Source organism: Streptomyces sp. NPDC006261, assembly GCF_040613515.1.
Classification (GTDB): Bacteria; Actinomycetota; Actinomycetes; order Streptomycetales; family Streptomycetaceae; genus Streptomyces.
The window spans coordinates 1-20,342 of the sequence record NZ_JBEXSI010000039.1; the positions used below are offsets into that span (position 1 = coordinate 1).

Consider the following 20,342-nt stretch of genomic DNA (forward strand, 5'->3'; position numbering starts at 1 on the left):
GGAAGGCGGTCGACGAAGGCGGCGACGTACCGCTCACGCACAGGCAGCAGGCTGAAGTCGTGCGGCATGCGTGGGCGTTGGTCCGGCGCCGTGCGTTTGCCGTAGCCGGGCTTCGCCATCGGGTACGCGGTGGGCCGTGCGGCGGTGCGCAGGTCAGGACTAAGGTGCTGGGTAGCCACGGGATCGACTTTCTAGGGTAGCGATCTTGCGGTCAGACCCCGGCCTGGTGTGCCAACACCGTGTCGGGGTCGCTTGGTTCTCGAACCGTAAGCAGTCGTGACGCTGCGCCGCAAGCTGTCACGATTAGTCATACTTGCTGGCCGTGACGGGGCGGGGAGGTAGGGGAGGTTTTCCCAGACCCCTTCTCTTACCTGCCGGTTGAAGAAGGCGCTCGGATCCCGGGTCTCGCATCCCGACGCCCGAGTCCCGGAACCCGGGCTTCGGGCCGGGACCCCGCCCACGTACCCCCGCAGGAGTGAACCGGCCGACCCCCAACCGGCCGCCCCGGGGCTCGGGGCCCGAGCCCCGAGCCCCGAGCCCCGGCCGCGCCCCCAGCCCGCCTTCGCCGGCGGCGGCCTCAGTCGGAGCGCGGGTCGGAGGGGCCGGTGTCCCCCATGGACCTGCGGTCCTCATCGGTCCACTTGCGGGTGTCGCGGGCGTCCACGTACGGCTCCTCCGTCTGCGGGTGGCCGCCGATGACGGCCCGCTCACGGGCCATTTCCGCGTCGAATTCCAGACCGAGCAGGATCGCCAGGTTCGTGATCCACAGCCAGACCAGGAAGATGATCACACCTGCCAGAGCGCCGTACGTCTTGTTGTACGAACCGAAGTTGGCGACGTAGAAGGCGAAGGCGGCGGACGCCACCATCCAGATCAGCAGCGCCAGCAGGCTGCCCAGCGACACGAACTTGAAGCCGCGGCCCTTGGCGTTCGGCGCCGCCCAGTACAGGAGCGCCAGCATGATGGTCACCAGCAACACCAGGACGGGCCACTTGGCGATCGACCAGACGGTCATGGCCGTGTCACCGACCCCCAGTGCGGTCCCGATCCGGCGGGCGATCCCGCCCGAGAGCACGACGATCAGCGCGCTGACGCAGGCCAGCACCATCAGCACCAGCGTCAGGCCGACGCGGACCGGCAGCACCTTCCAGGCCGGGCGGCCCTCGGGCACGTCGTACACGACGTTCGAGGCCCGGATGAACGCGGCGATGTAGCCGGAGGCGGACCACAACGCGGCCAGCAGACCCACGATGGCCATCACCCAGCCCGTCCCACCGCTGGACTGCAGCTGGGTCACCGCGTTCGTGAGGACGTCACGCGCTGCTCCCGGGGCGAGCTTCTGCATGTTGTCCAGGACGGTCTGCGTGGTCTCCTTGCCCGCGATGCCGAGCAGGGAGACCAGGACCAGCAGGGCCGGGAACAGGGCCAGGATGCCGTAGTACGTCAGCGCCGCGGCCCGATCGGTCAGCTCGTCCCGCTTGAACTCCTTCAGCGTGCGTTTGAGCACCGCGCCCCACGACCCCTTCCCGAGCTTCGTGGGCGCGTCGGGCGCGTCGGACGCGTTCCGGTCCGTCTGCGCGTGCGAGCCGGCACCCGGCCGGACTCCCTCCCGGCCCACGCTGTCGTGATCGTGCTGTTCGTTCGCCATAGGAAGCACACAACCTCAGGGGCGTCGGGCAGGCGACTCCACGGCCGCTCGATTCCGCCGGACGGAGGAGGCGCCCGGCGGTGGGGGCCCGGGTGGAGGGGGCCACGCCTGCCGCCGGACGCCTTTCGGTGCCGGACCGGTCCGTGCAGCGACCGGGTCAGTTGCCGGCTTCGCGGGCGGCGTCCTGGCCGACCTCGCGCAACCCCGTCCCCGCCTCCTGACCCGCGTCCTGCGCCTTCTGCTTCGTGGTCTGGGCCGCGTCCTGTGCGGTGCTCTTCACCGCGTCCACGGCTTCCGTGGCAGGCCCGCGCATTTCCTCCTTGACGTCCTGAGCGACCTCCTGGGCGGTCTGCTTCACGGGTTCGAGAAACTCGTCGGAGCGTTCGCGCAGTCGTGCGCCGACGCGTTCCTCGGCGTCCGTGGAGGGGAGCAACGCGGCGGCGAGCATGCCGGCGCCGAAGGCGATGACGCCCGCCGCGACGGGGCTGCCCTGCGTTTGCCGCGTGATCCGGTCGGGAGCCTGGCGTACCGAGTGGCCCACCTGGTCCGCGGTGTGCTTGACGGCCTCACCCGCCTGCCCCGCGGTGTCCGTGACGCTCTGCGTACCTGAGGCCGTGGCGTCCTTGGTGTCGCTCGCCGCGCCCATCACGCGCTCCTTCACACGGGTGATCCGTCGCTGCGTGGCGTCCGCCTTGCGCCGGGCGGCCTTCCCCGGAGTGACCTTGTCCGCGAGACGGTCCACGTTGTGCGCGAGGTGGGCCCGAGTGTCTTCCACATCGGACTTCAGCTCGTCGGGTTGCGTGCCCATTGCGCGTCCTCCTTCAGCGTTTCCACGGTGCGTTCGGGCTTGGCGCTGACCGTCTTGAGGCGTTTGCGGCCGACCACGAAGAGAACGGCCGCAACGACCGCCCAGAACCCGGTCACGATCAGCGCCGCCCAGGCCAGGTCGACCACGTGCGCGAGTCCGAAGACTGCGGTCAGGCTGCCCATCAGCAAGACCAGGTGGCCGGCGTACCCGGAGCCGGCGAGCATGCCGGCCGCCTTGCCCGCTCTGGTCGCGCTCTCCTTGATCTCGGCCTTGGCCAGCTCGACCTCCTCGCGCACCAGCTGCGTGAGGTCTTCACTGATCTCGCCGACCAGCTCCCCGATGGAAGGGTCCGCCGACGGTGCGCGGGTGGATCCGGCGGACGGGGCGCCCGGCTGGGCGGTGGCTTGCTCGGAAGATGGTGTGACCATGGCTGGGCTCCCCTCTACGCCTGCGGATCGGGGTACGGCTCGCTCACCCGGACGGGGTCCGGTCCGGGTGCGATGCTTCCCCCGTACGACGGAGTGAGGTCGGTCGGGCGGGCGTCCGGGACTCCCGGCGCGCCCCGGCCCGTACTCCCGTCCGCCGCGCCCGCAGACCGCGAGGCGCCGCCGTCCGCGGACTTGGCGCCCTTGGCGAGCCGGGCGGTGGCGAAGCCCGCGAGTGCCGCGCCCGCCAGAAACACCCCGGGGCGACGGCGTGCGAAGTCCTGCAGATCGGCGAGGAGCCCGTCCGGCCCCCGGCTCTCGAGGCGGGAAGCTGCCTGGTGCCCACGGTCCGCCAGCTGCCTCACCGCGCCTGCGGCGGAGGAGTCGCTGTCACCGTTCCGGCTCATGTCCTGCAGATCGTCGGCCAGCCGCCGTACGTTGTCCGCCAGGCGTTGTGTCTGTGAGCGCGCCTGTTGCTCCAGCTGGTCCCGCAGCTCGCCCACGACATCCTGGGCCCGGGCGGCGGCCTCGCCCGCCACGTCGGCTGCCTGCTCCTTGGCGGTGGCGGTCACGTCACCGGCCTTGTCGGCCACCAGCCCGGTGCCTTCGCTCGCCTTGTCCCGTGCGGTTTGCGCCGCTGTCGCCGTCGTTCCGCTGTCCGGACGGCTCGGACTTTCGAAGTCGCTCAAGGCTCCTCCTAGGTCGGCTCTGCGTGGGGAGGGGTGTGCCGCGTCCCCCACTGTCGATATCACCCCAATGGTTGCAAATACGCCGAACATGCGCGATGTGAGCGAAGGGGGACAGATATGCCCGCCTCTCGACTGCTCCAGATGCCCGGCCGCCGACGGGCGGGGCGCCATGGAGCTCCCCGGCCTCGGTCTGCCTGACCTCACCGACGACGAGATCGAGGAGGTACTCAGTGGACGCGGACGGTGGCAAGGGGACCGGCATGACCGAGGCGATGAACGTTGCACTCGCTGCCGCCTATCGCACCGAGGCCGTCTTCAGCTCCGACCGCCTCTTCCGTACGGTCCGCCCTCTGACCGGGCACGGGGCGTTCAAGTCGCTGCCGGACGCCCTCTGACGAGGCCGGGAAGCACCAACCGCCCCCGAACGGGCACGCCGGCCGCTCCCAGGGCCCCCGGCGGGCGCTGGGCACACGGCCGGACGCGTTCACCCGCCCGCTTGTCCAGCGAACCGCCCCCTCACCGCCGGTACAGCCCTTCGATCTCCCCCGCGAAGTCCCGGGCGATCGCATCCCGCTTCAGCTTCAGCGACGGCGTCAAGTGCCCTTGCTCCTCCGTGAAGTCCACCGGCAGCACCACGAACTTCCGGATCGACTCCGCGCGCGAGACCAGGCGGTTCGCCTCGTCCACCGCCTTCTGGAGGGACGTGCGCAGCTCCTCGTCGTTGACCAACTCCCTGAGCGGCATCTCCTGCTTCCTCACCATCTGGCGCCAGTGCTGGAGGCCGTCCGGCTCCAGAGTGATCAGGGCCGTGATGTACGAGCGGTTGTCGCCGATCACCATGCACTGGCTGACCAAGGGGTGGGCGCGGAGCCAGTCCTCCAAGGGGGCGGGGGTGACGTTCTTGCCACCCGAGGTGATGATGATGTCCTTCTTGCGGCCCGTGATCGTCAGGTAGCCGTCCTCGTCCAGCGCGCCCAGGTCGCCCGTCGGGAACCAGTCGCCGTCCAGGAGGTACGGGACCGGCTGCGCACGTTCCGTGTCCCAGTAGCCCCGGAACACCTGGCCGCCCCGCAGCAGCACCTCGCCGTCGTGCCGGGCAGCGGCCAACCCACCGTGCCCAGACGGGGTTTGAGGGGCGGGGTCACCGTGTGGGCCGCCGTCGTCTCCGTAAGGCCGTACCCCTCGAAGATGCCGATGCCCGCACCCTCGTAGAACGACGCGAGCCGGCGGCCCAGCGGGGAGCCGCCGCAGATCACGTACCTGACCTTGCCGCCCAGCGCCGCCCGGATACGGCGGTAGACCAACGGGTCGTACAGGGCGCGGGCCGCGCGCAGGCCGAAGCCCGGTCCCGGGCCCGTACCGTGTTCGGCGGCCTCGACCGCCTTGCCGTAGCGCTGGGCTATGCGGGCCGCCCGGTCGAACGACGACGCCCGGCCCATCTTCTCCGCCGTCGCCCGGCCCGTGTTGTAGACCTTCTCCAGTACGTACGGGATGGCGAGGAGGAAGGTCGGGCGGAAGCCCGCCAGGTCGGCCAGGAGGTCTTCCGTCTGGATGGAGGGGGCGTGGCCGAGGCGCACTCGCGCCCTCATACAGCCGATCGCCACCATCCTCCCGAACACGTGCGAGAGCGGGAGGAAGAGGAGCGTGGACGCCGGGTCCTTCGAGACCGACTTGAAGACCGGGTGCAGCAGTTCGATCGCGTTGTCCACCTCGGCGAAGAAGTTGCCGTGGGTGAGCACACAGCCTTTCGGGCGGCCCGTCGTGCCCGAGGTGTAGATGAGGGTGGCGGGGCTGTCGGGTTCCAGCGTGGCACGGCGGGCCGCCACGGCCGAGTCGGGGATGTCCTTGCCGAGCGACTTCAGGTGGCCGACCGCTCCCGTGTCGAACTGCCACAGGTGCGCCAGGTCGCCCAGCTGCTTGCGCTCCTGGCTGATCAGGCGGCCCTGCTCCTTCGTCTCCACCGCGCACGCCACCGCACCCGAGTCCTGGAGGATCCACCGGGCCTGGAAGGCGGAGGAGGTGGGGTAGACGGGGACCGTCACCAGGCCCGCCGCCCAGGCCGCGAAGTCCAGCAGCGTCCACTCGTACGTCGTACGGGCCATGATCGCGACCCGGTCGCCCGCCCGCAGCCCCTCCGCCATCAGGCCCTTCGCCACCGCCAGCACCTCGGCGGCGAACTCCTCGGCGCTCACGTCCCACCAGGCACCTTCGGCGTCCTTCCGGCTCAGCACCGCCTCGGCGGGCGCATCGCGGGCGTTGTCGAACGGGATCTCCGCCAGCGAGCCCCACAGGACCCGGGGCGCGAACGCCGGTACGGAGACCTCCTGGACCCTCCCGTCCGGGCCTCTCTTCTTCGTGGGCTCCACCAGAACCGGTGCGGTGGGTGTGGCGGCGGATGAAGGCGTTGACACGTGCGGCTCCTCAGTTGCGGGGGTCGGGCGGGTCTTCGTCGCCGGGTCGTCCGTCCGGCAGGGGGACGGAAAGGGTGGTCAGGGGCGTTCCAGGATGGCGGTCACGCCCTGGCCGCCCGCCGCGCAGATGGAGATCAACCCCCGTCCCGGGGCCTCCCGCTCCGCCAGCAGCTTGGCCAGGGTCGCGACGATCCGCGCGCCTGTGGCGGCGAAGGGGTGGCCCGTGGCCAGCGAGGAACCGGCCACGTTCAGACGGGTCCGGTCCAGTGGCGACAGGCCCTGCTGCTCCCAGGCCGCGAGGGTGGCCAGCACCTGGGAGGCGAACGCCTCATGGATCTCGTACAGGTCGAAATCCTCGATGCCCAGGCCGGCTCGCTCCAGCAGGCGCGGCACCGCGTACGCCGGGGCCATGAGGAGGCCGTCGTCGCCGTCGACGTAATCCACCGCCGCCGTCTCGTAGAGGGTGAGGTAGGCCAGGGGCTCGAAGCCGTGTTCCCGCGCCCACTCCTCGCTCGCCAGCAGGACCGTCGCCGCGCCGTCCGTGAGTGGCGTGGAGTTGCCCGCCGTCATCGTCGCGGCTGCGGGGCCGCCGGTGCCGAACACCGGTTGCAGCTCGGCGAGTCGCTCGGGCGTGGAGGCGGGGCGGAGGTTCTGGTCGCGGGTCAGGCCCTGGTACGGGACGACCAGGTCGTCCAGGAAGCCGCGTTCGTACGCCGCCGCCAGGCGCTGGTGGCTCGTGGCCGCCAGCTGGTCCTGGTCCTGGCGGCTCACCGCCCAGCGGCGGGCGGTGCGGGCCGCGTGTTCGCCCATCGAGAGGCCGGTGCGGGGTTCGGCGTTGCGCGGGATGTCCGGGACCAGGTGGCGGGGGCGTACGGCGGAAAGGGCCTTGAGGCGTGCGCCCGTCGTCCTCGCGCGGCGGGCCGCGAGCAGGATGCGGCGCAGGTCGTCGTTGACGCCGAGCGGGGCGTCGCTCGTGGTGTCGGAGCCGCCCGCGATGGCCGACTCCACAGCACCGAGGGCGATCTTGTTGGCGGCGGCGATCACGGCCTGGAGGCCCGTACCGCAGGCCTGCTGGATGTCGTACGCCGGCGTGCGCGGGTCCAGCGCCGAGCCGAGGACGGTCTCGCGGGCCAGGTTGAAGTCCCGGCTGTGCTTGAGGACCGCGCCCGCCACGAACTCGCCGACCCGCTCCCCCGCCAGGCCGTACCGCTCCACGAGCCCGCCGAGCGCGGCCGTGAGCAGGTCCTGGTTGGAGGCGGTCGCGTACGGGCCGTCCGAGCGGGCGAAGGGGGTACGGCTGCCGCCGATGACCGCGACGCGGCGGGGGGCGGGGATGTTCATGCGGTCCGTCCGGGGATGCTCATCTCGACCAGCTCCTGACTCTTGAGTAACCTTACTCTGGAGTAAATCTACGACCGAGCAGGGAGTCAGGACAATGGCCGATCGCTATCTGCACCTCACCGGCACAGCACCCGGCCGCTTCCTCACCCGCCGCCTCGGCCTGCCGCAGCCGGCCCCGCTGCGCCGCTGGACCCTGGAGACCCCGCACCTGGAGGGGCCGCTGCTGCACCTGACGGCGGGGACGCCGGCGGTCACGGGGGTGGCGGAGGTGCTCGCCCGGACCGGGATCCCCCTCACCGACCACGCCGACCGGCCCGCCGCGATCGTCCTCGACGCCACCGGGGTCACCACCGCCGCCGGACTCGGGGACGTCCACGCCGCCCTGCACCCCGTCGTCCGATCCCTCGCGCCGGGCGGGCGGATCGTCGCCCTCGGTACGGTGCCGTCGCCCGCCGACCACCACCAGGCCGCCGCGCAGCAGGCGTTGGAAGGGTTCGTTCGGTCACTGGGCAAAGAGACGGGGCGGGGTTCGACCGTTCAGCTCGTACGGATACCGGCGGGGGCGAGCGCTCAAGCCGCCGAGTCCACCCTCCGCTTCCTGCTCTCCCCCCGCTCCGCCTACGTCAGCGGCCAGGTCATCGAGCTGACCTCCGCCACCCCCGCCCCCGCCCCCGACCGGGCCGCTCCCCTCGCCGGCCGTACCGCCCTGGTCACCGGCGCCGCTCGGGGCATCGGCGCGGCCGTCGCCTCGGTGCTCACCCGCGACGGGGCCCAGGTCGTCGCCCTGGACGTTCCGCAGGCCCAAGGCGAGTTGACCCGCACCGCCGACCGCCTCGGTGCCACCGCCCTCCCCCTGGACATCACCGCACCCGACGCCGCCGAACGCATCGCCGCCGCCGCGCCGGACGGGCTCGGCATCCTCGTCCACAATGCGGGCATCACCCGCGACCGCCGCCTCGCCAACATGCCGGCCGACCGCTGGGCCTCGGTGATCGAGGTCAACCTGGACAGCGTGCTCCGCACCACTGACGAGCTGCTCAGGGCGGGCACCATTCTGCGCGGCGGCCGGATCGTCGCGACCGCCTCCATCGCGGGCATCGCGGGCAACACCGGACAGACCAACTACGCCGCCAGCAAGGCCGGGATCATCGGCCTGGTCCGCTCGCTCGGTCCCCGCGCCGCCGCCGACCACGGCGTGACGGTCAACGCGGTCGCGCCGGGCTTCATCGAGACGAAGATGACGGCGGCCGTTCCGTTCCTCATCCGCGAGGCGGGCCGCCGTATGAACTCCCTTGCCCAGGGCGGCCTTCCGGTCGATGTCGCCGAGGCCGTCGCCTGGTTCGCCCAGCCCGACTCCACCGCCGTCAACGGCCAGGTGCTGCGGGTCTGCGGCCAGAGCCTGCTGGGAGCGTGAGCGCGGTGGCCGGGCTGAGCGCCTCCCTCCTCCGCGGGGCCGTCACCTCGCCTTTCAAGCACCCCGGCCGGCCGGGCGCCACCCTGCCCACCGGCCGCCTCACCCTTCCGGCGGCCCCCGCCGCCCCCGGCCCCCTCGCCGCGTACCGCAGGATCTGCGGTTTCCCTGAGTCGGGGCCGCTCCCGCTCACATACCCGCACGTCCTGGCCTTTCCGCTCGCCATGCGGCTGATGACCGGGCGGGACTTCCCGCTGCCGGTCGTCGGGCTCGTCCACACCTGGATCGAGATCAGCGGCCATCGGCCTGTGCCGTGCGGCGAAGCGCTCGAACTGACGGTGCACGCGCATGAGTTGACCCCACACCGGCGCGGCACCGAGGTCACGATGGTGACCGAGGCGCGGACGGGCGGAGAGCTGGTGTGGGAGTCGCGCAGCGGCTATCTGTCACGGCACGCGACCGCGGCTACCGGGACGAGCGAGGAGAAGGCCCCGGGGCCCGCTCTCCGCACTCTCCCCGCCGTGGCCGAGTGGCGGCTGCCGGGTGACCTCGGGCGGCGGTACGGAGCCGTCTCCGGCGACCGCAATCCCATCCACCTCCACCCGCTCACCGCCCGCCTCTTCGGCTTCCCCCGGGCCATCGCGCACGGCATGTGGACGGTGGCCCGCTGCCTGGCCGAGGCGGACGATCAGCCAGGTGAACTCCGTACCGTACGAGCCGAGTTCAGGGCTCCCGTCCTGCTGCCCACCACCGTGACGTACGCGGCCGAACCGGCGGGCGACGCCTTCGCCCTGCGGAGCGGGAACGGGCGCGTGCACCTGACCGGGGCGGTGACCCGGCGCTCCTGAGACCGCCGCCCCGGGTTCCTACACCGGCCGCCATGGCACGCCGCACCGGTGAACTGGTCATCGAAGCCGCCGACGCCGAGCGGCTCGCCGCGTTCTGGAGCGAGGTCCTCGGCTATGTGGAGACCGGCCGGGAGAGCGACGGATCCATCGAGACCGGGCCGTCCGGCACCGGCTTCGGCTGCCCGCAGCCCACCATCGTCCTGAGCCCCGGCAGCGAGCCCCGGACCGGGCAGCTCCGGCACCGCGCCTTCGACGGCCGGATCCAGCTGGTCGAGTACAAGCCCCGCGTGCTGGAGCACCCGCCGCTCGGCGTCCCTGGGTGACGTCGCACCGGTCGGCCTGGACGGCCGCCAGGCCGGCGCCGGCGGGTGCGGAGCAAGACCTGATGGGGGCGCACGGGCAACGCCAGACCGCCCGGTCCACCTGGCCCCGGGCCGTCGCAGGTCAACCAGGTCACATCAGCTATCAGGGCTGCTCATCGGGGTCGTCCCCACAGGCCTTCTCTTGCCGCTGCCGTTCGGCGTGGCACCTCTCCAGTCGCCCCGGGTGCTCTTGCCGACGGAAACGGTGTGCTGACTAGGCGTCCACCGGCGGCTGCCAAGGCCGGGCGTGCATCAGGTTCTCCAGGCCCGCCCAGGCGAAGTTCATCAAGGTCGCCGCGGCCTCCTTCGCCGAGACGCCCGGGGTGTCGTTGGCCCAGCCCGCCAGCGACTCGGCGGCGCCCACCAGGGCCTGCGCGAGGCCCGCCACGTCCCGGTCCGCGAGGGCGGGGTCGCGGTGCGCCTCGCGGGCGGCGGCGCCGATCAGGCCCGTCACGAACGCAACGATCTCGTCGCGCATCACCACGACCTCGCTGATGAACGGCTCCCCGTGCGAACGCGCCTGGCGGTGCAGCACCGCCCAGCCGTCCGGGTTCTCCGCGGTGTGGGTGAAGAACGCCCGCAGCCCCGACCAGAGTTGGCCGTCGGCGGGCAGATCCGGGTCCACCCCGGCCTGCACCGCTGCCACCAGGGCCTCCGCCTCGCGCCGGATGCAGGCGGAGAAGAGGTCCTCCTTGGAGTGCAGGTAGAGGTAGACCAACGGCTTGGACACGCCCGCCAGCTCCGCGATCTCGTCCATCGAGGCGGCCCGGTACCCACGCTGCCCGAAGGTCTGCACCGCGGCGTCCATCATCTGCCGCTCACGCACGGCGCGTGGCATCCGTTTGCTCTTCACAGCACCCACGTCCGACTTCCTCCCCGCCCCACGGCCCTGCTCCCCGGCCCAAGGGTACGGCGGGCCGGGCCGCCCCGCTCACACAGCCGCCCGGCGGCCGTCCGTTCTCGCCACCCTGACGCGAAAGCACCCCTGGTCCGCCTCGCGGTGAGGCGGACCAGGGGCGCTCAGGGCCGTACGGACGGGACCGTACGGGGGGCGGCTGCCGCTAGACCGTGACCGGAACCGCGTCCTTCGGCTCCGAGGCGCGGTCGCGGTCCTCGTCCCGGCCGGCGTCGTCGCCGGACGGACCGAACGCGTCGATCGAGGAGGACGAGGCCGAGTTGTACTTGTCGTGGTCGAGGATCTTCTCGCGGGCCGAGACGATGACCGGGATCAGCGCCTGGCCGGTGACGTTGGCGGCGGTGCGGATCATGTCGAGGATCGGGTCGATGGCCATCAGGAGGCCGACGCCCTCCAGCGGAAGGCCCAGCGTGGAGAGGGTCAGGGTCAGCATGACCGTCGCACCGGTGAGACCGGCGGTGGCGGCGGAGCCGATCACCGAGACGAAGGCGATGAGCACGTAGTCACCGATGCCCAGCTGGACGTCGAAGATCTGCGCGATGAAGATCGCCGCCAGTGCCGGGTAGATCGCGGCGCAGCCGTCCATCTTCGTGGTCGCCCCGAACGGGACGGCGAAGGAGGCGTACTCCTTCGGGACACCGAGGCGCTCGGTGACCCGCTGGGTGACCGGCATGGTGCCGACCGAGGAGCGGGAGACGAAGGCGAGCTGGATCGCGGGCCAGGCGCCCTTGAAGAACTGGAGCGGGCTGACCTTGGCGACGGTGGCCAGGAGCAGCGGGTAGACGCCGAACATCACCAGGAGGCAGCCGATGTAGACGTCGGCGGTGAACGTCGCGTACTTGCCGATCAGGTCCCAGCCGTAGTCGGCGATGGCGTAACCGATGAGGCCGACGGTGCCGATCGGGGCGAGGCGGATGACCCACCACAGGGCCTTCTGGAGGAGCTCCAGGATCGACTGGCTGAGCGTGAGGATCGGCTGGGCCCTGTCGCCGAGCTTGAGGGCCGCGATACCGGCGACGGCCGCCATGAAGACGATCTGGAGCACGTTGAGCTCGGTGAACGGATCGATCACGTTGCTCGGGATGATGCCGGTCAGGAAGTCGATCCAGCTGCCGGTGCGCTCGGGGAGCTTCCCGTCCTTCGGCGTCAGGCCGGTGCCGGAGCCGGGGTTGGTCAGCAGGCCGATGGTGAGACCGATGGCGACAGCGATCAGCGACGTGATCATGAACCAGAGCAGGGTGCGGGTCGCCAGCCGGGCGGCGTTGTTGACCTTGCGCAGGTTGGTGATCGACACCAGGATCGCGAAGAAGACCAGCGGGGCGACGGCCAGCTTCAGCAGCTGGACGAAGATCGAGCCGACCTTGTCGAGCGTGGTGACGAGCCAGGAGACGTCCTGGCTGCGGGCCAGCCAGCCGAGCAGGACTCCGAGGACCAGACCGGCGACGATCTGGGCCCAGAAGGGGACCTTGGGTATACGTGAACCGGGGCCGGAGCCGGTGGACGGACGCTCGGCCTCGGGGGCGGCGGACGCGGGATTCGCGGACACGGACACACTCCAGTGGGGACGCATCGGGACGTACGAGGACACACGTACGGTCGTGCGGTGGAACGGGGACGGGGTCGCGGCGCCCGCGTCAAGGGCGGCGCCGCTGCATGATGCCGTATCAGACCTTGCGGCAACAGACCGCGGACATACAGCGGCAGAGATCGACATGCAGGCGCGCCACGAGCGGGGGGCTCGCGGCATGACGGAGGCGCGCTGCTGTCTTCACATCGAACACGTTAACACTTGAACTTTGAGAACCTCAAAGCCTTTCTTTGACCATGAAGCCAGGGAGAGACAGGACGAAACGCCTCCCGGCGCCCCGGAAACGGCAAGAGCCCCAGCACGGGAGCGGCTGCTCCGGCCTGGGGCCCTGCGGAATGGTTCACGGGGCGCACCCGATGAGGGGCGCGCGTGTGAGGAAGCTTACTGAACGGCGTCCTCGCGGGTGCGGTTGGCGTCGAGGCGGGCCTTCGTCCGGTCGACCGTGGTGACGATCTGCTCGGACATCTCATCGCGCTGCTTGCGCAGCAGCACATAGCTGAGCGGGGCGGAGAGGACGAGGCCGAGCAGCATCACCCAGACGACGTTGGAGCCGCCGAGACCGGAGGGCACCAGCCCGAAGTGGACGGCGACACCGGCGACGAAGAAGCAGCCCACGAAGATCAACAGGCGCAACGCCGTGTACCGGATCATCGCGCTCGGCTTGGCAGCGGACACGGCAGGCCCTCTCTTCCCATGAACTGTCGACATACTCCTGCCCGTCCAGTGAAGCATGGCCCGAATTCTCAGGGTTCAGGGGGTTCCCGGGGGCCCCGTTCAGGCGGCCGCCGGCCCCAGCGGGAGCAGCATGACGATGTCGTCGCGGTCATCGCCCGGGGCGACCCGGATGGCACCCGGGACCCGGCCGACCTCCTTGTACCCACAGGCCGCGTAGAAGCGGTCGGCGCCGGTGCCGCCGCGGCAGGTGAGGCGGACAGCCTCGATGCCCTCGATGGAGCGGGCCGCGTCGGCGGTGGCGGCCATGAGGTCGCGGCCGTACCCCTTGCCCTGCTGACGGGGATGGACCATGACGGTGTAGAGCCAGAGCCAGTGCTTCATCAGCCGGTGGGTGTTCAGCGCGAGGAAAGCGGTGGCGGCGACGGCCCCGTCCTCGTCGCGGCCGACGAGCAGCCGGGTGCGGCCCTCCTCGATGGCGAGCAGGTGCTTGAGCAGTTCGGGCCGGATCTCCTCGGCCGTGACCGGTGGGACGAAGCCCACGGCGCCACCCGCGTTGCTGACGTCGGCCCACAGGGCGGTGATGCCGTCGCGCAGGGCGGGCGAGAACGCGGGATCCAGCTCAAAGGTAAGAGGCATAGTGCGAGAGTAACCATTACCCGCTCGGCCACTCAACCCCGTCCGGAACGCGGAAACCCCCGACAGCGCGAGAAAGCCCCGGCCGGGGACGGCGACCGGGGCTCTCGTGCGAAACAGGGGCGGGCGGGACCCGGGGCTCAGACCCGCATCGGCTGCGGCGACTCCCGCCGGTCCGCCTCCGGGCCCGGGTACTCGCGCAGGATCTCGTAGCGGGTGTTCCGCTCGACCGGCCGGAAACCGGCGTCGCGGATCAGGTCGAGCAGGTCCTCGCGGCCGAGCTTGTTCGGCGTGCCGAAGTCGTCGGCGTCATGCGTGATCTTGTACTCGACGACCGAGCCGTCCATATCGTCCGCGCCGTGCTGGAGCGCGAGCTGGGCGGTCTGCACGCCGTGCATCACCCAGAAGACCTTGACGTGCGGCACGTTGTCGAACAGCAGCCGCGAGACGGCGAAGGTCTTCAGCGCCTCGGCGCCGGTCGCCATCGTCGTGCGCGCCTGGAGCCTGTTGCGGACCTTGCCGTCCTTCATGTCCACGAAGTCGTGCTGGTAGCGCAGCGGGATGAAGACCTGGAAGCCGCCGGTCTCGTCCTGCATCTCCCGCAGCCGCAGCACGTGGTCGACGCGGTGACGGGGCTCCTCGATGTGCCCGTACAGCATCGTCGCCGGGGTCTTGAGCCCCTTCTCGTGCGCGAGACGGTGGATGCGCGACCAGTCCTCCCAGTGGGTGCGGTGGTCGACGATGTGCTGGCGGACCTCCCAGTCGAAGATCTCCGCACCGCCGCCGGTCAGCGACTCCAGACCGGCCTCGATCAGCTCGTCGAGGATCTCGGAGGCCGAGAGGCCCGAGATGGTCTCGAAGTGGTGGATCTCCGTCGCCGTGAACGCCTTCAGCGCCACGTCCGGCAGGGCTTCCTTCAGCGCGCTGAGCGAGCGCGGGTAGTAGCGCCACGGGAGGCTGGGGTGGAGGCCGTTGACGATGTGCAGCTCGGTGAGGTTCTCGCCCTCCATCGCCTTGGCGAGGCTGACGGCCTCCTCGATCCGCATCGTGTACGCGTCCTTCTCGCCCGGCTTGCGCTGGAACGAGCAGTACGCGCACGAGGCGGTGCACACGTTGGTCATGTTGAGGTGGCGGTTGACGTTGAAGTGCACGACGTCACCGTTCTTACGGGTGCGCACCTCGTGCGCCAGCCCGCCGAGCCACGCCAGGTCGTCGGACGCGTAGAGCGCGATCCCGTCCTCGCGGGTCAGCCGCTCGCCGGCCCGGACCTTCTGCTCCAGCTCGCGCTTGAGTCCCGCGTCCACCTGGCCGCCTCCCATTTCCTCCGTACAACAGACCCGAACCACGGTACTCCCCCGCCCTTCGGGTGGGAGGGGCCCCCTCTACGGCGCTCCGCGCCTACGACTCCTCGGGCAGTTCCCCGACCCGGTTCTCCCACTTGGTGGAGAGCACGATCGTGGTGCGGGTCCGCGAGACGCCCTTCGTACCGCTCAGACGCCGGATCGTCTTCTCCAGGCCGTCCACGTCACCGACCCGCACCTTGAGCATGTACGAGTCGTCGCCCGCGATGAACCAGCAGTCCTCGATCTCCGCGAGGTCCTTGAGCCGGCGCGCCACGTCCTCGTGGTCGGCCGCGTCCGAGAGCGAGATCCCGATCAGCGCGGTGACGCCGAGGCCGAGCGAGGCCGAGTCGACGGTGGCGCGGTAGCCGGTGATGACACCGGCGGTTTCCAGCCGGTTGATGCGGTCGGTGACGCTGGGCCCGGAGAGCCCCACGAGCCGTCCCAGCTCGGCGTACGAGGCCCTGCCGTTCTCCCTGAGGGCCTGGATGAGCTGCCTGTCCACCGCGTCCATATGACTGAAACCTTCCATTGTTCAGCAGTACCGCGAGTCTACGTGTAGAATCTAAGGCATGCAGGACTCAGGCCCTGCAAATCTTCTAGAACATCCAAGAAATGCTTTCGAATCTTCAGGAGTGAACTTCACCGTGTACACGATCGAGATGGCCTACGCCCGGATGCGCGAGCTGCAGGACCTGGCCAACCGCTCGCGTGCCCACCAGCCCGCCGCCGCGCACCGCGTCGACAAGACCCGCGCCCCGCGCGCCACCAAGAAGCGCTGACCGGACCTCTCAGTCCCCCGGGCCGATCGCTCACTCAGCCGGACCGCGGGAGCCGGCACCGAGCTCTCCCTCCCAGCGGCGGTACAGCCGGTGCTCCACCCCGGCCGCGTCCAGCACCCGCCCCGCGACGAAGTCCACCAGGTCCTGGATGTGCGTCGCGCCCGCGTAGAACGCCGGAGAGGCGGGCAGCACGACCGCGCCCGCCTCGTCCAGGGCCACCATCTGCTTCAGCGTCTGGCCGCTCAGCGGGGTCTCGCGCACCGCGACGACGAGCGGGCGGCGCTCCTTGAGCGTCACGCTCGCGGCCCGCTGGAGCAGATCCTTCGACAGGCCGAGCGCCACTCCGGCCACACAGGCCGTCGAGGCCGGCACGATGAGCATCCCCTTCGCCGGGTACGACCCGGAGGACGGCCCGGCGGCCAGATCACCGGCCGGCCAGTGCCGTACGCGCTCCAGCTCCGCGTCGCCCACCGCGAAGGCGTCCGGCTTCCCGTCGGCGCCACGTTCCAGCCAACAGCGCAGGTCCTCGCGCCAGTGCCCGTCGCGGAACGCGATACCGGTCTCGTCCAGCAGGGTGAGCCGTGAGGCCCGGCTCACCACCAGGTCCACGCTCTCGCCGCCCGCCAGCAGCCCGCGCAGGACGGCGGCCGCGAAGGGGGTCCCCGAAGCACCGGACACCCCGACAATCCAAGGCCGCCGCTGCTGATGAGTCATTGAAGTCCCGGATTCCACACCTGCGAGCCTATCCGGCACGCCCTGGCACCCCGCACCCGGAACCGGGCGGCCGCCCGGGACGTTCCACGGATGACGGCAATCCGGGGCAGGGGCAGACCATGGGCGATTACTGGACCGACGACCGCAGCACCGGCTCCACCACGACCGGCAGCGCACGAGCGCTCACGGCCGGCATCCTCATGGTGGGCTGGGTCGCCCTGCTGTGGGTCCTCGAAGGGATCGACGTATCGACCGGACACGCGCTCGACACCTATGGCATCAGCCCGCGCGAGATCGCGGAGCTGCGTGACGTGGTGCCCGCCGCCTTCCTGCACAGCGGCTGGGAGCACGTCGCCTCCAACAGCGTCCCGCTGCTGGTCCTCGGCTTCATAGCCGCCCTCGGCGGGCTGCGCAGATTCGCCGCTGTCGTCGTGACGATCATCCTGATCAGCGGCGTGGGCGTCTGGCTGACCGCCCCCGCGTTCACGGTGACGCTCGGCGCCTCCAGCGTGGTCTTCGGGCTGCTGGGCTATCTGCTGGTCCGCGGCTTCGTGGACCGCCGCCCCTGGGACGTCCTCATCGGCATCGGCGTCGCCGTGGTCTACGGCTCGCTGCTCTGGGGCATCCTGCCGACCGACTCGGGCGTCAGCTGGCAGGGCCACCTCTTCGGCCTCATAGGTGGTGTGGCGGCGGCCTTCTTCTTCCGCCGCCCGTCCGCCCGCCGCGGCCCGGACAACCTGGTCACGGTCTGACGCCCAACGGATTTACGGCGTAAACGCCGCCGGAGCCCTACGGTGTCAGGCCGCGCACCAGCAGGTCGAGCAGCGCGCAGGCGAAGAGCGCCATGCCGATGAAGCCGTTGACCGAGAAGAAGGCGCGGTTCAGCCGGGACAGGTCGTGCGGCCGCACCACCCGGTGCTCGTAGACGAACGCCACCGCGACGATCGCCATGCCGATCCAGTAGAAGACCTCGGCGTCCGTCGCCAGGCCGAACCAGACCAGCAGTCCCGTCGTCACCACGTGACAGACCCGCGCGCCCCAGAGCGCCGCCGGGATACCGAAGCGCGCCGGGAAGGAGAGCACCCCGTGGGCCCGGTCCGCCCGCACATCCTGACAGGCGAAGATCAGGTCGAAGCCGCCGATCCAGATGCCGACGGCCAGCCCCAGGATCACCGCGTCCCACGACCAGCTACCGGTCACCGCGAGCCAGGCGCCGATCGGCCCGATGGCCTGCGCGAGCCCCAGGATGGCGTGCGGGAAGTTCGTGAACCGCTTGCCGTACGGGTAGACCACCATCGGCACGACCGCCAGCGGCGCCAGCATCAGGCAGAGCGGGTTGAGCAGGGCGGCGGCGCCCAGGAAGACGGCGAGCGCGACGAGCGCCCCCGTCCAGGCCGACTTCACCGACACCGCACCGGTTACCAGCTCCCGGCCCGCGGTGCGCGGGTTACGGGCGTCGATCTCCCGGTCGATGATCCGGTTGGCGGCCATCGCGAACGTCCGCAGCCCCACCATCGCGAGCGTGACGAGCAGCAGCACGCCCCAGTGGATCGTGCCGTCCAGCTGGAACATCGCGGTCAGCGCGGCGATGTACGCGAAGGGGAGCGCGAAGACCGAGTGCTCGATCATCACCAGCCGCAGAAAGGACTTCACCCTGCTGTCCGACGGAGCGGCACCGGGCACGGACGCCGCCGCCTTCGCCGCGCTGCTCACAGTCCGTACTCCTTCCAGCGGCGGTCGACCTTCGCCGCCGTCTCCGGGTCGGACTCGACCATCTCCGGCCAGCCCCCGTCCCGGGTGTAGCCCTCGGTGGGCAGCTTCCGGGTGGCGTCGATGCCCGCCTTGCCGCCCCAGAACTGCTGGTACGAGGCGTGGTCCAGGTGGTCGACCGGGCCCTCGGTGACCGTGAGGTCCCGGGCGTAGTCGGTGTTGCCGAGCGCCCGCCAGGCGACCTCGTGCAGATCGTGGACGTCGCAGTCGGAGTCGACGACCACGATCAGCTTGGTCAGCGACATCATGTGCGCGCCCCAGATCGCGCTCATCACCTTCTGCGCGTGCTTCGGGTACTTCTTGTCGATCGAGACGATCGCGCAGTTGTGGAAGCCACCCGCCTCCGGCAGGTGGTAGTCCACGATGTCCGGCACGATGATCTTCAGCAGCGGCAGGAAGAACCGCTCCGTGGCCCGGCCAAGCGGCCCGTCCTCGGTCGGCGGGCGGCCCACCACGATGGACTGGAGCAGCGGCCGCTTGCGCATGGTGACGCAGTCGATGGTCAGTGCGGGGAACGGTTCCTGCGGGGTGTAGAAGCCGGTGTGGTCCCCGAACGGGCCCTCCGGCAGCATCTCGCCCGGCTCCAGCCACCCTTCGATGACGACCTCGGCCTGGGCCGGGACCTGGAGCGGCACGGTCTTGCAGTCGACCATCTCGATCCGCTTGCCCTGGACGAACCCGGCGAAGAGGTACTCGTCGATGTCCCCGGGCAGCGGTGCGGTGGAGGCGTACGTCACGGCGGGCGGTGCACCGAAGGCGATGGCGACGGGCAGCCGCTCACCGCGCCGGGCGGCGACCTGGTAGTGGTTGGCCGAGTCCTTGTGGATCTGCCAGTGCATCCCGATCGTGCGCTTGTCGTGGCGCTGGAGCCGGTAGAGCCCCAGGTTCCGCACTCCCGTCTCGGGGTGCTTGGTGTGCGTGAGGCCCAGGTTGAAGAAGGACCCGCCGTCGCCGGGCCAGGTGAAGAGCGCGGGCAGCTGCTCCAGGTCGACCTCGTCGCCCTTCAGCACGACATCCTGGACCGGCGCGTCGTCCGACTTCACCTTCTTCGGCGGTACGTGGACCATCGACCCGAGCTTGCCGAAGGCCTCCCGTACGCCGACGAAGCCCTGCGGCAGCTCCGGCTTGAGCAGCCCGCCGATCTTGTCGCTGATGTCGCTGTACGACGTCAGCCCGAGCGCCTTGAGGAGGCGCCGGTCGGTACCGAAGACGTTCATGGCCAGGGGCATCGAGGACCCCTTGACGTTCTCGAAGAGCAGGGCGGGGCCGCCCGCCTTGTTCACCCGGTCGACGATCTCGCCGACCTCCAGGTGAGGATCGACCTCGGCCTTGACGCGCTTGAGATCACCATCGCGTTCAAGAGCCCGGAGCAGGGAGCGGAGATCGTCGTAAGCCATGCGGTCCAGTTTGTCATCCCCGCCTCCGCGGCCCCGCCGGGGCTCCCCCGGCTCCTGGCCCGGGATCCACGGCGCCCAGCCGGTACCCTGGCCGCGACACCGGGGAACACCGAGCCCCGCCGCCCGCTCCACTGGGGGACGCGCCATGAGAGCCCTGATGTTCATCCTGCCGCTGGCTCTGATGATCTACGCCTTCATCGACTGCCTGAACACCTCGGAGGAGGACACCAAGCATCTGCCCAAGATCGCCTGGGTCTTCATCATCCTGCTGTTCTGGGTCGTCGGTTCCATCGGCTGGCTCTTCGCCGGCAAGGTGCGGCACAGCTCGGCCGGGGGCGCCGGACTCTCCTCGTGGCAGCCGGGCAGGCGGCAGCAGTGGGTCGCCCCGGACGACAACCCCGACTTCCTGAAGTCCCTCAGGGACGACAAGGACGCCACGAAGGCAGAGCCGGAGGCCAGGACCGAGTCCGAGGCCACGGCGGAGGCCGAGGCGAAGAAGGCCGAGGAGGAGCTCAGGCGCCGCGACGGCGGTACGGGCCCCGACGACAAGACCCCGCCCACTTCCTGACGGATCCTGACGGGCT

Annotated in this window: 20 protein-coding genes and 3 pseudogenes; 7 read left to right on the forward strand and 16 right to left on the reverse strand. The window is 70.8% G+C overall.

All coding sequences use genetic code 11. From position 1 onward, the window contains the following. The 5 genes and pseudogenes from ABZ154_RS23885 to ABZ154_RS23905 form a co-directional block, all read right to left on the reverse strand. A pseudogene (locus tag ABZ154_RS23885) lies at window positions 1–179 on the reverse strand (MarR family transcriptional regulator); the annotation flags it as partial. 398 nt (window positions 180–577) lie between these two features. Then, entirely contained in the window at window positions 578–1,648 is a 1,071-nt protein-coding gene (locus ABZ154_RS23890; protein WP_356835729.1) for a YihY/virulence factor BrkB family protein, read from the reverse strand. A 157-nt stretch (window positions 1,649–1,805) separates the two neighbouring features. Further along, the gene (locus ABZ154_RS23895) at window positions 1,806–2,456 is read right to left on the reverse strand and encodes a DUF3618 domain-containing protein (RefSeq protein WP_356835731.1); all 651 of its coding nucleotides are present in this window, start codon (window positions 2,454–2,456) and stop codon (window positions 1,806–1,808) included. Continuing rightward, window positions 2,432–2,884 (reverse strand): phage holin family protein, encoded by a 453-nt coding sequence (locus ABZ154_RS23900; RefSeq protein ID WP_356835733.1) that lies wholly within the window; start codon window positions 2,882–2,884, stop codon window positions 2,432–2,434. Before ABZ154_RS23900 ends, ABZ154_RS23895 begins: the two co-directional genes overlap by 25 nt. A gap of 14 nt (window positions 2,885–2,898) precedes the next feature. After that, window positions 2,899–3,570, reverse strand: a complete 672-nt coding sequence (locus tag ABZ154_RS23905) for a hypothetical protein (RefSeq protein WP_356835735.1) — start codon at window positions 3,568–3,570, stop codon at window positions 2,899–2,901. Between the two features lie 230 nt (window positions 3,571–3,800). Here ABZ154_RS23905 and ABZ154_RS23910 point away from each other — a divergent pair, with 230 nt between their 5' ends. Continuing rightward, window positions 3,801–3,965, forward strand: a complete 165-nt coding sequence (locus ABZ154_RS23910; RefSeq protein ID WP_356835737.1) for a hypothetical protein — start codon at window positions 3,801–3,803, stop codon at window positions 3,963–3,965. Between the two features lie 121 nt (window positions 3,966–4,086). Here the strand turns inward: ABZ154_RS23910 and ABZ154_RS23915 are convergent. Together ABZ154_RS23915 and ABZ154_RS23920 are read right to left on the reverse strand one after the other, a co-directional pair. Beyond that, a pseudogene (locus tag ABZ154_RS23915) lies at window positions 4,087–5,981 on the reverse strand (AMP-dependent synthetase/ligase). 78 nt (window positions 5,982–6,059) lie between these two features. Beyond that, a complete protein-coding gene (locus tag ABZ154_RS23920; RefSeq protein WP_356835739.1) occupies window positions 6,060–7,322 on the reverse strand; it encodes an acetyl-CoA C-acetyltransferase in 1,263 nt (420 codons plus the stop codon). 94 nt (window positions 7,323–7,416) lie between these two features. Here ABZ154_RS23920 and ABZ154_RS23925 point away from each other — a divergent pair, with 94 nt between their 5' ends. The 3 genes and pseudogenes from ABZ154_RS23925 to ABZ154_RS23935 form a co-directional block, all read left to right on the forward strand. Next, window positions 7,417–8,736 carry a 3-oxoacyl-ACP reductase gene (locus tag ABZ154_RS23925; RefSeq protein ID WP_356835741.1) on the forward strand — a complete coding sequence of 440 codons (1,320 nt, stop codon included), beginning with the start codon at window positions 7,417–7,419 and terminating at the stop codon, window positions 8,734–8,736. A gap of 5 nt (window positions 8,737–8,741) precedes the next feature. Beyond that, on the forward strand, window positions 8,742–9,581 hold the full coding sequence (locus ABZ154_RS23930; protein WP_356835841.1) for a MaoC/PaaZ C-terminal domain-containing protein: 840 nt from the start codon (window positions 8,742–8,744) through the stop codon (window positions 9,579–9,581). Between the two features lie 233 nt (window positions 9,582–9,814). Beyond that, a pseudogene (locus ABZ154_RS23935) lies at window positions 9,815–9,904 on the forward strand (deaminase); the annotation flags it as partial. A 253-nt stretch (window positions 9,905–10,157) separates the two neighbouring features. On the opposite strand, the gene ABZ154_RS23940 reads toward ABZ154_RS23935, so the two are convergent. The 6 genes from ABZ154_RS23940 to ABZ154_RS23965 form a co-directional block, all read right to left on the reverse strand. Next, entirely contained in the window at window positions 10,158–10,805 is a 648-nt protein-coding gene (locus ABZ154_RS23940) for a TetR/AcrR family transcriptional regulator (protein WP_356835743.1), read from the reverse strand. A 199-nt stretch (window positions 10,806–11,004) separates the two neighbouring features. Beyond that, on the reverse strand, window positions 11,005–12,405 hold the full coding sequence (locus ABZ154_RS23945) for a dicarboxylate/amino acid:cation symporter (protein WP_356835745.1): 1,401 nt from the start codon (window positions 12,403–12,405) through the stop codon (window positions 11,005–11,007). Window positions 12,406–12,828: 423 nt separating this feature from the next. After that, a complete protein-coding gene (locus ABZ154_RS23950) occupies window positions 12,829–13,122 on the reverse strand; it encodes a DUF4229 domain-containing protein (protein WP_356835747.1) in 294 nt (97 codons plus the stop codon). Between the two features lie 99 nt (window positions 13,123–13,221). Then, entirely contained in the window at window positions 13,222–13,758 is a 537-nt protein-coding gene (locus tag ABZ154_RS23955; protein WP_356835749.1) for a GNAT family N-acetyltransferase, read from the reverse strand. A 137-nt stretch (window positions 13,759–13,895) separates the two neighbouring features. Continuing rightward, entirely contained in the window at window positions 13,896–15,059 is a 1,164-nt protein-coding gene (gene mqnE / locus ABZ154_RS23960; protein WP_214965167.1) for an aminofutalosine synthase MqnE, read from the reverse strand. A gap of 94 nt (window positions 15,060–15,153) precedes the next feature. After that, window positions 15,154–15,609: an Lrp/AsnC family transcriptional regulator gene (locus ABZ154_RS23965; RefSeq protein ID WP_010063935.1), complete on the reverse strand. Its 456-nt coding sequence runs from the start codon at window positions 15,607–15,609 to the stop codon at window positions 15,154–15,156. Window positions 15,610–15,730: 121 nt separating this feature from the next. Here ABZ154_RS23965 and ABZ154_RS23970 point away from each other — a divergent pair, with 121 nt between their 5' ends. Beyond that, a complete protein-coding gene (locus tag ABZ154_RS23970; protein WP_164357207.1) occupies window positions 15,731–15,877 on the forward strand; it encodes a hypothetical protein in 147 nt (48 codons plus the stop codon). A gap of 30 nt (window positions 15,878–15,907) precedes the next feature. Here ABZ154_RS23970 and ABZ154_RS23975 read toward each other — a convergent pair whose 3' ends face one another. Further along, entirely contained in the window at window positions 15,908–16,591 is a 684-nt protein-coding gene (locus tag ABZ154_RS23975) for a UbiX family flavin prenyltransferase (protein ID WP_356835751.1), read from the reverse strand. Window positions 16,592–16,710: 119 nt separating this feature from the next. On the opposite strand from ABZ154_RS23975, the gene ABZ154_RS23980 reads away from it, so the two are divergent. Next, window positions 16,711–17,343 (forward strand): rhomboid family intramembrane serine protease, encoded by a 633-nt coding sequence (locus ABZ154_RS23980; RefSeq protein WP_356835753.1) that lies wholly within the window; start codon window positions 16,711–16,713, stop codon window positions 17,341–17,343. Between the two features lie 37 nt (window positions 17,344–17,380). Here ABZ154_RS23980 and mqnP read toward each other — a convergent pair whose 3' ends face one another. Then, on the reverse strand, window positions 17,381–18,304 hold the full coding sequence (gene mqnP, locus ABZ154_RS23985) for a menaquinone biosynthesis prenyltransferase MqnP (RefSeq protein ID WP_356835755.1): 924 nt from the start codon (window positions 18,302–18,304) through the stop codon (window positions 17,381–17,383). Then, a complete protein-coding gene (locus ABZ154_RS23990; protein WP_356835757.1) occupies window positions 18,301–19,758 on the reverse strand; it encodes a menaquinone biosynthesis decarboxylase in 1,458 nt (485 codons plus the stop codon). The genes mqnP and ABZ154_RS23990 overlap by 4 nt, the downstream gene beginning before the upstream one ends. Window positions 19,759–19,915: 157 nt before the next feature. Here ABZ154_RS23990 and ABZ154_RS23995 point away from each other — a divergent pair, with 157 nt between their 5' ends. Beyond that, window positions 19,916–20,326: a PLD nuclease N-terminal domain-containing protein gene (locus ABZ154_RS23995; RefSeq protein ID WP_356835843.1), complete on the forward strand. Its 411-nt coding sequence runs from the start codon at window positions 19,916–19,918 to the stop codon at window positions 20,324–20,326. Window positions 20,327–20,342 lie beyond the last annotated feature (16 nt).